This is a genomic window from Streptomyces sp. NPDC039465 (assembly GCF_055639315.1).
In genome coordinates, this window is record NZ_JBVKAP010000011.1 from 32,491 (window position 1) to 44,950 (window position 12,460).

10 protein-coding genes are annotated in these 12,460 nt (G+C 71.6%); 1 reads left to right on the plus strand and 9 read right to left on the minus strand.

What is annotated here, in order from left to right:
• Positions 1 to 188 precede the first annotated feature (188 nt).
• From ACZ7LT_RS29195 to ACZ7LT_RS29210, 4 genes are all read right to left on the minus strand, one after another.
• Complete coding sequence (locus ACZ7LT_RS29195) at positions 189 to 3,152, minus strand: NHLP bacteriocin export ABC transporter permease/ATPase subunit (RefSeq protein ID WP_471239109.1); 2,964 nt, start codon at positions 3,150 to 3,152, stop codon at positions 189 to 191.
• A 1-nt stretch (position 3,153) separates the two neighbouring features.
• On the minus strand, positions 3,154 to 5,268 hold the full coding sequence (locus ACZ7LT_RS29200; RefSeq protein ID WP_471239261.1) for an NHLP family bacteriocin export ABC transporter peptidase/permease/ATPase subunit: 2,115 nt from the start codon (positions 5,266 to 5,268) through the stop codon (positions 3,154 to 3,156).
• Between the two features lie 140 nt (positions 5,269 to 5,408).
• Positions 5,409 to 6,212, minus strand: coding sequence for a biotin/lipoyl-containing protein (locus ACZ7LT_RS29205; protein WP_471239110.1), 804 nt, complete (start codon positions 6,210 to 6,212; stop codon positions 5,409 to 5,411).
• 106 nt (positions 6,213 to 6,318) lie between these two features.
• Positions 6,319 to 6,570 (minus strand): hypothetical protein, encoded by a 252-nt coding sequence (locus ACZ7LT_RS29210; RefSeq protein ID WP_471239111.1) that lies wholly within the window; start codon positions 6,568 to 6,570, stop codon positions 6,319 to 6,321.
• Positions 6,571 to 7,016: 446 nt separating this feature from the next.
• Here ACZ7LT_RS29210 and ACZ7LT_RS29215 point away from each other — a divergent pair, with 446 nt between their 5' ends.
• Positions 7,017 to 7,445, plus strand: coding sequence for a nuclear transport factor 2 family protein (locus tag ACZ7LT_RS29215; RefSeq protein WP_471239112.1), 429 nt, complete (start codon positions 7,017 to 7,019; stop codon positions 7,443 to 7,445).
• 19 nt (positions 7,446 to 7,464) lie between these two features.
• Here ACZ7LT_RS29215 and ACZ7LT_RS29220 read toward each other — a convergent pair whose 3' ends face one another.
• The 5 genes from ACZ7LT_RS29220 to ACZ7LT_RS29240 are packed head-to-tail and all read right to left on the minus strand — an operon-like array spanning position 7,465 to position 12,342.
• Positions 7,465 to 8,148 (minus strand): lysostaphin resistance A-like protein, encoded by a 684-nt coding sequence (locus tag ACZ7LT_RS29220; protein WP_471239113.1) that lies wholly within the window; start codon positions 8,146 to 8,148, stop codon positions 7,465 to 7,467.
• A 32-nt stretch (positions 8,149 to 8,180) separates the two neighbouring features.
• Positions 8,181 to 8,648, minus strand: coding sequence for an SRPBCC family protein (locus ACZ7LT_RS29225; protein WP_471239114.1), 468 nt, complete (start codon positions 8,646 to 8,648; stop codon positions 8,181 to 8,183).
• A 51-nt stretch (positions 8,649 to 8,699) separates the two neighbouring features.
• Positions 8,700 to 11,033, minus strand: coding sequence for an FtsX-like permease family protein (locus tag ACZ7LT_RS29230; protein WP_471239115.1), 2,334 nt, complete (start codon positions 11,031 to 11,033; stop codon positions 8,700 to 8,702).
• Positions 11,034 to 11,035: 2 nt separating this feature from the next.
• Positions 11,036 to 11,830: an ABC transporter ATP-binding protein gene (locus ACZ7LT_RS29235; protein WP_471239116.1), complete on the minus strand. Its 795-nt coding sequence runs from the start codon at positions 11,828 to 11,830 to the stop codon at positions 11,036 to 11,038.
• Entirely contained in the window at positions 11,827 to 12,342 is a 516-nt protein-coding gene (locus tag ACZ7LT_RS29240) for a PadR family transcriptional regulator (RefSeq protein ID WP_471239117.1), read from the minus strand. Before ACZ7LT_RS29240 ends, ACZ7LT_RS29235 begins: the two co-directional genes overlap by 4 nt.
• Positions 12,343 to 12,460: the final 118 nt, after the last annotated feature.

Below are 12,460 nucleotides of genomic sequence, written 5' to 3' on the forward strand. Positions count from 1 at the left end.
TGGGCTTCATATTTGACTCCGCACCAGCACCACAGGGGGTGGAATTCGAGGTGACCCACATCACTGGCGGCGAGCATCGGTCACTATTTCCCAGAAAAGGGACTCAAGGCCCCCCATCGGGGCATCTCTTCCCTAAGTGCCAATAAAAGGAGATAAACGGACATTTCTTCCGTGTCGCCCTACGGTGATCACCGCCACAGCTGGCGGCGGACCAGTTCGTGGAAGAGGCCGTCCGTGTCCGCGAGCAGATCCGCCGGAGAGCCGAGCTGGACGATCCGGCCGTCCGACATGGCGATCACACGGTCGGCGTCCATGATCGTGGACAGTCTGTGGGCGATCACGATGCGGGTCGCGCGCAGGGCCCGGGTGGATTGGATGACCACGCGCTGGGCTTCGTTGTCCAGTGCGCTGGTGGCCTCGTCGAAGAAGAGGATCCGTGGCCGGCGGATGAGAGCCTGAGCGATCATGAGCCGCTGGCGCTGGCCGCCAGAGATGGTGCCGCCGCCGTCGGAGAGCATGGTGTGCATGCCCATCGGCATGGCCTTGATGTCCTCGGCAAGCCCGGCCATCGCGGCGGCCTCCCACGCCTCCTCCAGCGAGAACGCCTCCGCTCCCCGGATGCAGTCGAGGATCGAGCCGGTGAAGGGCTGGGCGTTCTGCAGGACGACGCCGCACTGTCGGCGTACGGCCGCCTGGTCGAGCGCCGCCAGGTCCTGGCCGTCGAAGAGCACGCTGCCGGTGGTGGGCTTGTCGAAGCCGATGAGCAGCCGCAGCAGGGTCGACTTCCCGCAGCCGCTCGCTCCGACGATCGCGACGAACTCGCCGGGGCGGACCTGGAAGTCCACGTTGTCGAGGACGAGCGGGCCGTCCTCGGTGTAGCGGTAGGACAGCTGCCGGGCTTCCACGGCTCCGCTGAGCACGCCCGGCTGGGTGGCGGCACCGCGTACCTCCGGCTCGGCCCGCAGGATCGGCGCGACCTCCTCGAAGAGAGGCTGCACGGCGGCGGCCGACAGGAGCGCTCCGGTCAGCTGGGTGACCGAGGAGAGCATCATCGTCACGGCGGTGCTGAAGGTGAGGAACTGGGCGGCGGACATCGTGCCGCGGGCCGGCCCGGCCAGCAGCATGAACATCACGAGCGTGCACAGCGGCAGGCAGACGGCGTTGAGGACCGTGACGAGGTTCTGGAGTCGGCCGACGCGCTGCTGCAGCACGCGCGTGCCCGCGAACTCCCGCGCCCAGGCCGCGTAGGCGAAGCTCTCGGCGGCGGCGACGCGCAGCTTGGGCAGACCGCGCAGCGTCTGGAAGGCGCGGTTGTCGAGCCGGTGGCTGATCTTGATCAGACGGCGCTGGTAGCGCAGCTGCCACAGCCCCAGTCCGGTGAAGACCGCCGCGATCACGAGCAGCATGCCGAGCGCGACCAGCGCGAGGGGCACGCTGTAGACCAGCAGCAGCACGAGGTTCATCGTGCCGACCGTGCTCGCCTGGACGCAGACCGTGCCGATGCCGGACAGCGTGCGGCGGATGGAGCTGATGCCCATGGCTGCGCCGGCCAGTTCACCCGTCGAGCGTCCCGCGAAGAAGTTCGTCGGCAGCCGCAGCAGCCGGTCCCACACCGCAGGCTGCAGCGTGGCCTCGATACGGCCCTCCAGGCGAAGGATGGACATGTTCTGGAGCAGCATGAAGGCGGCCGCAACCACGCCCGCCGCGATGAGTGCGACGGCGGTCTGCACGATCAGGCCGCCTTCGCCGGCCGGTACGTACTGGCCGAGCACCTTGCCGGTGGCCACGGGCACCAGCGCCCCCAGCACCACCGCGACCAGCCCGCCGAGGACGATGGCGCGCAGTTCCTGGCGGGTGTCCCGCACGCTGAAGCGGACCAGGGACAGCAGCCCCAGCTTTCCGTCGGGCAGAGGGCGGTAGAACATCACGGCCTGCCGTTCGAGGTCGGCCTCACCGGTCTTGGTGATCCGCTCGCGCGTTCCGTGCGCGGGGTCGACCGCCACGTACCCGCCGCGCCGCCACAGCAGGGCGACCGGCGTCCCGTCCTCCTCGCGCCTGCCCACCAGGGGCCCGCTGTTCTCCCGCCACCAGCGCCCTTCGAGCCGGACCGCGCGCGTACGGAGCCGGGAGGCGAGCGCGACGCGTTCGACGGGGTCCATCCGCTCGGATCCGGCCCCCGCGTCAGCCGGTTCGGACAGGGTGATGCGCGCCTCTTCGGCGACCAGACGGCAGGCGGCGAAGGTCGCGTCCACGCTCGCGGTGGGGCGGGCGCGCCTGCCCGATCGGCCGATGGAGGCCAGCAGCGCCTGGTCGGCCTCGGTACGTGCCGCCCGGCCGGCTTCGAGTCCTGCCGCCGTACGGTCCTCGTGGTCGCGCTCGCGCTGCTCGATCCAGCGGTCCAGCGCGTAGAGCAGCCGGTACTGCTGCTCGACCATGCCCTGCCACATGGCCGGGTCCACAAGGAGGACGCCGGCGGCCTCCGCGTCGTAGGCGGCGCCGTACTGCACGCTGCCGGGGGTGAGCTGCATCCACACGATGTCGTCGTCGGCCGCACCCGGCTCGCTGGCTGCCCGGCCGTCCAGCGGCGCCTGGTACAGCACGCGCAGGCCGCGGCCGACGCCGAGGGCGAAGGCGTTCTCCAGCGGGCTGAGACCGCCGGGGGTCGGGCCGTAACCGCCCTGGGCGGCGTACCCCTGCGCGCCGTACGTCTGGTCGGCGTACCCCTGCCCCGTACTCCACTGCGCGGTGTTCCACTGCCCGGTGTTCCACTGGGTCGCGTCCCACTGGTTCGTGTCCCACACGTCGCCGTGCTCCGGGCGGTACAGCTCCCGCAGCTCGATGCGGCGCAGTACGCAGTCCCGCGACGGCCGGCCGATGAGGGTGTGCTGGGGGCCCTCCGCGGGGCCCAGCAACAGCGCGCCCGCTTCGAGGCGGCCCAGGAAGTGCCAGTGCCCGAGCAGCGCGGCGTCGACGGCGAACAGGTCCAGCGCGCCGTGCACGACGAGCCAGAGTACGGACGGGCCCTCCAGTGCCAGGCTGCGCAGGTCCGTGCAGTCGACCGGTGTGCCCAGTCCGCCCAAGGCGGCCGCGACCGGGTCCGGCGCCCCGGCAGCCTGGGCGGCGGCGACCGTGGCGGGGTGCGGAGAGGTCACCTCAGTGCTCCTTGACCAGTTCGGCGTACGGGCCCCCCGTGGCCAGCAGGTACTCGTGCCGTCCTCGTTCGACGACGGTGCCGCGGTCGAGCACCAGGATCTCGTCGCTGTCGCGCACGGTGCTGAGCCGGTGGGCGATGACCACACAGGCGCAGCCACGGCGCCGCAGATTGTCAATGACGAGCCGTTCGGTCACCGCGTCCAGGGCGCTGGTCACTTCGTCGAGCACCATCACGCTGGGGTTGCGGACGAGCGCCCGGGCGATCTCCAGGCGCTGACGCTGCCCTCCGGAGAAGTTGCGGCCGTCCTGCTCGACACGGCTCCGTATCCCGCCGGGGCGGCGGGAGACCACGTCGAGGACGGCGGCGTCCTCGAGTGCGGCGATGACTGCCTCGTCCGGGATGGAGGGGTCCCACAGCGTCACGTTGTCGCGGACAGTGCCTTCGAAGAGGAAGACGTCCTGGTCGACGAAGGAGACGGAGGCGGACAGCGCGCCGCGCGGGATGTCTTCCAGCCGCATCCCGTCGATGCGGATGGCGCCTTCCCAGGGTGCGTAGAGTCCGGCGATCAGCCGGGAGACGGTGGATTTGCCGCTGCCGGAGCCGCCGACGAGCGCGACCTGCTGTCCCGGGCCGACGGACAGCGAGAAGTCCTTGAGCAGCGGGGCGTCCAGCGGGCTGTAGCCGAAGGTGACGCCCTCCAGCTCCACCCGGCCGGTGAGACGGCGGGCGGTGGCGGGTTCGCGCCGGGTGTGGATCGGGTCGACGGGGAAGTTCTCGACGTCCTTGAGCCGGGCAACGTCGGCGGCGAAGTCCTGGATACGTCCGGCGACGCCGTTGAGACGGGTGATGGGCGCGGTGAAACTGGTCACCAGGGCCTGGAAGGCGACGAGGAGTCCGACGGTGAGATGTCCCTCCACCGCCCGCAACCCGCCGATCATCAGGATCAGGGCGCTGTTGAGCGCGGCCAGGGTGGGCGCGACGATCGCCAGCCACGCACTGGGCACGCCGAGCCGCTGCTGCACGTCGAGGGTGACCGCGTGCTGGCCGGCCCAGCGGCGGAAGAAGCCGTTCTCGCCGCCGGTGGCCTTCATGGTCTCGATGAGCTGGAGGCCGCTGTAGGACGTGTTGGTGAGCCGGGCGCTCTCGGCGCGCAGTTTGCGGGTGCCGGTCGCCCGCACATGGATCACGATCCGCATGGCCACCACGTTGAGCAGCGCGATGCCGATGCCGACGACGGTGAGCTGTGGGTCGTACGTCCACAGCAGGACGGCGTAGAGCACGACGACGACGGCGTCCACGCCCGCGGCGGACAGGTCTCGGGCGAGCGTCTCGGCGACCGCGTCGTTGGACCGCAGCCGCTGGACCAGGTCGGCCGGGCTGCGCTGGGCGTAGAAGGTGACGGGCAGCCTGAGCAGGTGCCGCAGGAACCGGGCGCTTCCCAGGGTGGAGGAGATGATGCGCCCGCGGAGCAGATTGGCCTGCTGGAGCGCGGTGAGCACGGCGGCGAGCACCAATGCGGACGCCATCGCCGTGAAGAGCACACCGAGCAGGGACGTCTGCCCTCCGATGAGGAACATGTCGATGTACGTACGGCTCAGGGCGGGTACGGCGGCGCCGACGGCGACCAGCAGGAGGCTGGAGATCACGGCGGCGGCCATGGTGCCCGAAGTGCCGCGCAGGCGGGCCGGCATGGCGGCGATGACGCCGGGCCTGCGGCCGCTGCGGCGGAACCCTGGGCCGGGCTCGAAGGTCAGCACGATGCCGGTGAAACTGGTGTCGAACTCGTCCATGGGGACGAACCGGCGGCCCTTGCCGGGGTCGTTGACGTACACGCCCATGCGTCCGAAGCGGCGTGCCATTCCGTCGTAGACGACGTAGTGGTTGAACTCCCAGAACAGGATGGCCGGGGCGCTGACCTCGGCGAGTGCGGCCAGGTCCATCTGCATGCCCTTGGCCTGGAGTCCGTAACCGCGGGCCGCCTTGAGGAGGTTGCTGGCGCGTGAGCCGTCGCGGGAGACGCCGCAGGCGATGCGGAGCTCCTCCAGGGGGACGAACCGGCCGTAGTGGCCGAGCACCATGGCGAGGGCGGCGGCGCCGCACTCCACCGCCTCCATCTGCAGCACGGTGGGGGTGCGTACGGCGCGGGGGCGCCGGCCCTTGGGGGCGGGGCGGCGGCGCCTGCGGCCGGCGGGCGGGAGCCGGCGGGAACTCGGCCCCGACCGGGCCTGGGCCCGGTCGGCTTCGTGGGAGGAGGTCACGGGAGCAGCCAGTCGATGGGGCGTTGGGCGGAGAGGTGGACGGCGGCGGTGACCGGTGTCCCGGAGTCGACGGGGTGCGGGGGGCCGTCCGCGGAGGACCAGGTGTAGCCGGACGGGGCTGAGGAACGCTTCAGCTTCACGAGCACCGCGACCGGGTTGCCCTGCCGGGCGAACTGGGCGGCGAGCGCGCTGTCGCCGAGGAAGTTGCCGATCTGCGCCTGCGTCTGGGGCGCGCGGCCCACCGCCGCGACGCGACCGCGCAGCACGCCGAACCGCTCCCGGGGGACGGTCTGGACCGTCAGGTCGACCGAGGCACCCACCTGGATCGTCGAGGCGCTGCCGCCCGGTATGTACACCATGGCCACCAGCGGCTCGTCCGGATCCGTCACGCGTTCGACGGTCGCCACGTCCGCGCCGGTGGTGACGACCGAACCCGTCGTGGCGAAGAGCGTGGTCACGCGGCCGCCTGCTACCGCGCGCACGGGCCGGTCACCCTTGTCCGTCCGGACGACGAGGAGAGGCGTGCCGGAGGGCACCGTCCGGCCTTCTTCGACGAGGACGTCGGTGACTTGTCCGGCGACGGGGCTCTGCAGGAGGTAACTGCCCCCGGCGTGGGTGAGGATGCCGGGCGCGCTGAGCTTGGAGTACACCGTGCCGGCGAAGGCCCAGAAACACGCGGCTGCCATGACGACGACCGTGACCGCCAGGACGAGTCGTCCCTGCGGGCGCGCGAAGCGTACGGGCAGATCGAGTTCTTCGGGGGACTGCAGCTTGGAAAGCGCCTTTTGGCGGAACTGCACGGACTATTCCTTCGGCTGCATTCGTTCGGGTCGGGCGCAGTATCGGGCGCGGTGGTGCACCATGAACCCCGGAACAGGGAAGTTCCGGGGTTCATGGGAAAACCACTCAGAGGCCGGCGAGACCGGTGACGCCGGCGGCGTTGACCGAAACGCCGGTGACGCCCGAGGCCAGGCCGGGGACGCCGGCGGCGAGGGTCTCGACGCCCTGGACGGTCTGGAGCGAGCCGACGGCACCGAGGACGTTGGTGACGTCGCTGGTCGCGGCACCGGCGAGGCCGCCGGAGACGCTTACCAGACCGCCGGACACGGCGTCCAGCTCGGTGTCGGCGATCTCACGGGTCTCAAGGTCGTTACGCATGTGCGCACCCTTCGTTCATTTTCTTGGGGGGGAATCCATATCTGCGGCAGCCAGACGGCCTTACGGGCCCGTATCTCGGCCGTTGTTCGCAACCGCCGCAGCGCGCCTGATCAAAGCACGGGAACGGGTGACGCTGCCAATTGAGTTGACGTGCTCTCAGAGGCGGATGTGTTCCTCGAATGACGCGCGTCAAGCTAGTTTCACCGAATGGCGACACCTTCTCCTCAGAACCGAGTAACACTTACGGCCGCCTTGTCATGCGGGGGGTATGAAAGGGGCAGGGTGCAACATAGCGGCGAGGTCGGCGAGGCGGATCCGGTGACCGGCGACGACGGGAAACTCTCGACACACGCACAATGTGAAGGTTCTCGTCGGGTGTCGTCCACGACCGGCCCTGTAGTCGCCGCCAACAGGCCGTGTGGGCAGGCCGCGGCTACGATCGGGGCATGAGCGGCAGCCTCCACGCACCCGCGCAGGGCCCGGAAGGCGACGCGGTACACGCTCAGCTCACCGCCCTCGCCAAGGACTGGGCAGCCGCGATCGTCTCCAACGACGTCACGCGCATCGCGGGTTTCATGGCGGACGAGTGGACCATCGTCTCCGAGTCGGGCACCGCCACGAGGGAGCAGTTCCTCGGGCTCGTCGGGTCCGGGGATCTGACCCACTCGGCGATGGAAGTCGTCAACCGGCCCAGGATCCGTGTGTACGGCGACACCGCCGTGTTCACCGCGCGGATGACGAACACCGCCCACTACCAAGGCCGTCGATTCGACGCCGACGAGTGGACGACGGATGTGTTCCTACGGCGGGACGGCCGCTGGTTGTGCGTCCTGACCCACATCACGGCAGCCGCTCCGGAGCCGGAGGCCGGGTGAACCGCGGCCTGAGTGAACCTCAGCGACCGACGGCCCAGGCGAGTGCGTAGCCCGTGCTGTTGAGCGCGAAGTGCAGCGCGACGGGCGGGATCAGGCTGCCGGACCTGCGACGCAGCTCGCACAGGAGCACTCCGGCGAGAGCGGTGGCCACGACCGCCGCCGCCACGGACAGCGCGACCGCGGTCCGGCCGGACCCGAAGAACGCCTCGGCGGCCGCGTTCGACCGGGTGAGGCCGCGTGAGGGCGGTACGTGCCACAGTCCGAAGAGCAGCGAGGAAACCGCGGTCGCCCAGCTGGTCCCCCACCGGCGTGCGACGAGCGCCCACAGCACCCCGCGGAAGGCGACCTCCTCCAGCAGCACCGTCCCGAGCGGTACGCGCACCAGTACGCGATAGACGAGTTCCCCGCCGGACAGTCCGGCCGCGCGCTCGTCGGTGAACGCCTCCCGGGTGAACGGCAACGCCAGCCCAACTAGGCACAGCACCACCACGGTGCCGGCCAGGACCAGCCCCCAGCGCACCCCTCGGCGTGCCGACTTCCGTCCGAGGCCGAGCTCCTCCCATGTGAGCCCGGCCAGCCGAGCGATCAGCAGCAGGAGGCCGGTGGTGCCCACGCAGATCGGCACGTACCACTGGGGCACGAGCACGTTGTTGAGCGTGCTTGCGCCCGCGAGCACCACGAGGGTCAGGAACAGCATCGCCATCGCGGCCCGGGATGACCGATCCCCCGCCACCGTCAGCCGGCGGCTTCGACGTACGACGCCAGGTTGGCGAGCGAGGAGGCGATCCCGGCCTCGTGGACCGTCTGGTCGATACCGGGTGGCACGTCCGTGGCGGTGACGGTGACCAGGGTCCCCTCACCGACGGCGGCGAGGTGCCAGGTCATCGTCATGGTGCCCGCGAAGGACGGGTCGTCGGCCTCGAACACCGCCCGCTGTACGACGCGCTCCGGGGGCACGAGGTCGGCGAATGCGATGTCGACGGCGTCCGTCGCGCCCGACGTCTTGCCGGGGCTGCCGGCGGGGTCGAGGTAGGTGAGGACCATCCGGAACCCACCACCGGGCCGGGGATCCCACCGCTCGACCCGCCCGCGCATGCCCTCCGGCGGCAGCCAGGCCTCGAGCGACTCAGGGTCGAGAAGGGCGCCGTAGACAGTCGCTGGTGGTGCCGCGATCAGCCGACTGGCGCGGTCGGTCCTGTCCATGGCCGGATTCTAGGACCGAGGCGATGCCACCAGGCGTCACCACGGCGCGGGTCAGGCGACCGCGCTGAGGGTGTCCGCGAGTCTGCGGCGGGCCGCGCGGGCGGCCGGGACGATCGTCAGGGCCAGGGCTCCGAGGACCGCGGCCGTGGCGAGGGCCAGCAGCTGGAGCAGGGGCGGGGCGTGGGCGATGCCCGCGCCGATGCCACTGGAGTGGCCCTCGCGGTCGATCAGCCAGTTGGCCACGGGGACGCCGAGCGCCGTGCCGGCGATCGCGGCGGCGAGGGATGTGCAGCCGATGGCGGTCACGGTGACCGCGGTGATCTGGCGGGGTGAGAGGCCGATGGCTTTCAGGGCGAGGAGGTCCCGTTCGCCGTCGCGGACGCAGCCGCCGATGGCGGTGGACAGTTCGGTGAGGCCGATGAGGGCGAGGACGGCGATCAGACCGGCCACCACGCCGCGCAGGGCGGAGAGGCGGTCCGCGGGGCTGGAGACCTCGTGGATGTCGAGCCGTCCTTGGGAGGCGTCGGCGAGTTCGGCGCGTACGGTACGCGGGTCCGCGCCGGGGTGGAGCTGGAGCTGGTAGAGGGTGGGGCGCAGGGCGGGGTCGTTCTCGCGGAGGGTGTCCAGCGAGGTGGAGATGACCCGGCCGGCGTTCTCCGGTTCGATGCTGCGGCCGACGATGTGCAGCACCTGCGGGTGGCCGCCGACGGTGATGCGTACCCAGTCGCCCACGCGGACGCCGAGCAGGTCGAGCAGGCCCTGTCCGGCGACCGCCTCGTCGGGGCCGTGGGCCGGGCGGCCCTCGGCGACCGTGTACGGGTAGGGCTTGTCGCGGGTGCCGAGGCCGCGCAAGGCGATGGTGCCGGTCTGGCCGGGGACGAGGGCGGCCACTTCGAGACCGGGGTGGGCGGCCGCGATGTGCGCGTTGCCTTCGAGGAGGGTCTGGGCCTCGCGGTCGCCGAGGCGGTCGCCGAGGCGTTCGTCGGCGCGTGCGGTGAGGGCGGCGGCCAGACCGACCTGTTCGGGCCGGCTGTCGAAGCGTTCGATGGTGGTCCAGGCGCCGAGAGCCACGGTGATCAGCAGCAGGGGCAGCGCGAGACGGACGATGGTGGCCGGCGCGCGGCGGCCGCGCCCGAAGGCCCGGTGCCAGCCCAGGACCAGCGGCACGGGAATCCGCAGCCCGAGCGCCTTCCTGGCCAGGCCGGACAGCCCTCCTCCCCCGGGCCTGGTCCGGGAGGTCCCCCGGCCGGCCGAGGCGGGGGCGAGCGGCACCGGTACGGACTCGACCCGCCCGGCCCGCCAGGCGGCCAGGCAGGTGGTGGCCCCGATGAACAGCACGGCCGCCACGGGCACCGCGAGTAGCGCGGCGGTGTGGCCGGGCAGGCCCTGCCAGACGCCGACGGCCTCGCCGAGCCTGCCGGGCAGACGGCTGCCGAGGAGCTGGATGAGGACGGCGGCGAGGGCCGCGCCGAGCACCGCAAAGGCCAGGTGCTGGACGAGGAAGACGCGGACGACCTGGCCGGGGGTGAAGCCGATCGCCTTCAGTACGGAGATGTCGCGCAGGTGTCCGCGGACTCGGGTGCTGATGGCGCCGAAGACGGCGAGCGCGGCGGCGATCAGCGCGCCGAGGCCGAAGACGCCGAGGACCTGGCCGAGGAGCTTGGTGTCGCCCTGTGCCTCGGCCCGGGCCTGTTCCCAGGTGGAGACGTCGGTGACGGCGCCGGCGCCGAGAGTGGTGACGGCGCGCTGTACGGCGTAGTCAGTGTCGCCCTGGTCGGCCAGGAGCAGTCCGACGACCTGTCCGGAGTGCTCGCCGCCGAGGGCCCGGGGCAGCGCCCAGACGGTGCCGGGGTGTTCGCCGGGGCGGTAGCGGGGCTCGGCGCTGTCGGCGACGCCGAGGACGGTGAGGGTGCGCGGGCTGCCGCCGGGGAGGGTGAGGAGGTCGCCCGGTTCGGCCCACAGCGCGCGGGCGAGGGAGCTTTCGAGGACGACGCCGTCCGGGACGGCGGGGTCGAGCCAGCGGCCGGCGGTGAGGAGGGGGCGGCCGGTCGTGGGCGGCTGCTCGCCGACGGCCCGCAGCTCGACGCCCGCGCGGGCGCCACGGGACTCGACGGTGGCGGATGCCGTGCGGTACGGGCCGGAGACGTCCGTGACGCCGTCGAGTCCGGCGAGCCGGCCGGCGTCGGCGGCGGCCCCGGTGTGGATCCAGACGTGCGCCCCGCGGGACTGGGCGAAGACCCGCTGCCAGGGGTTGGTGGCGTATCCGAACAGCGCCGTCGCGAGCAGCAGGGAGGCGACGATTCCGGCGGTGGCGCAGACGAGGAACAGCCCCTCGCCGCGGTGGGTGCGCAGATCGGCGTGCGCCCAGCGCAGCATGGCCCGCACGGTCAGCCCTTCAGTTCGAGCACGCCGGACAGGCCGGTGCCGCGCCGTGGGGCTCCGTCCAGCTCGGCGTCGTCGGCTATCCGGCCGTCGAAGAAGCTGATCACCCGGTCCGCGGCGCTGGCGAGGCGGGCGTCGTGGGTGACGAGCACGATCGTCTGGCCGCGCTGGTGGAAGCGGGAGAGCAGCCGCATGACCTCACGGGTGCCCTTGCTGTCGAGGCTGCCGGCCGGTTCGTCGGCGAGGAGCAGCCGGGGCTGGTTGACCAGGGCGCGGGCGAGGGCGACGCGCTGCTGTTCGCCGCCGGAGAGCTCGCCGGGCATGCTGCGTGCCTTGTTCTCCAGGCCGAGCTCGGCGAGGAGCGTCTCGCGTTCGGCGCGGGCCTGCCGCGCCGAGGTGCCGGCCAGCAGGGCGGGGAGTTCGACGTTGTCGGCGACGGTGAGGTTGGAGACGAGGTTGAAGAACTGGAAGACGATGCCGATCCGGCGGCGCCGCTCGACCGCCCACCGTGCCTCGCTGTAGGCGTCTGTGCACTCGCCGTCGAGCCACAGGGAGCCGCTGTCGGGGCGTTGGAGGCCGCCGAGCAGATGCAGCAGTGTGGACTTCCCGGCGCCGGAGGGCCCGGTGACGGCGACGAATTCGCCGTGCCGTACGGACAGGTCCACGCCCCGTACGGCGTGGGCGGGGGCGCCTTCGCCATGGTGGGTCTTGACGAGGCCCTCGGCCCGCAGCAGCGGGGTGTCGGCGCCGGGGCGTACGGAGCCCTCGGGGCGTATGGAGTCGTCGGCGGCGTCGCTCATTCCAGCTCCTCCAGTTCCTCCTGGCAGCGCTCCAGCCAGTCGAGGTCGGCCTGCAGATGCAGCATGGCGCCCTCGATGAGCAGCTGTGAGATGCGGTTGTCCCGGTCTTCGGTGGCTGCCAGCTTGGAAAGGTTGCGCATGGTGTTGAGGTACTCGCGTCGCTGTTTGTTGATCAGAGCGATCTGGTCGGCGAGCCCGGTGCGCGGGGCGAGGGCGAGTTTCATGAAGAATTCGTCCCGGACCCTGGGTTCGTCGGCCGTTTCCTCGAACCAGGCACGCAGCGCCTCCTGCCCGGAATCGGTGAGGCGGTAGATCTTTTTGTTGGGCCGGCTCTCCTGGGCGATCTCCTCGCCCTCGATGAGCCCCGACTTCTCCAGCCGGCCGAGGGTGACATAGATCTGGCCGACGTTGGTTGGAGGGTACGCGGCGCCCAGCAGTTGCTCAAGGTCCTGCTTGAGCTCGTAGCCGTGGGCGGGGCCCTTGGCGAGGAGGGCGAGGAGGGGCAGGCGCACTCGTGCTGTCCTCCTCCGTAGGCTGTTGTAACGATGCGGGCTCTAGTATCGCCCATGCCTAACGGGTATACATGCCCCTGTCGCCGGACGCGGGTGTCCGGCGCCGGTGCACTGGGAG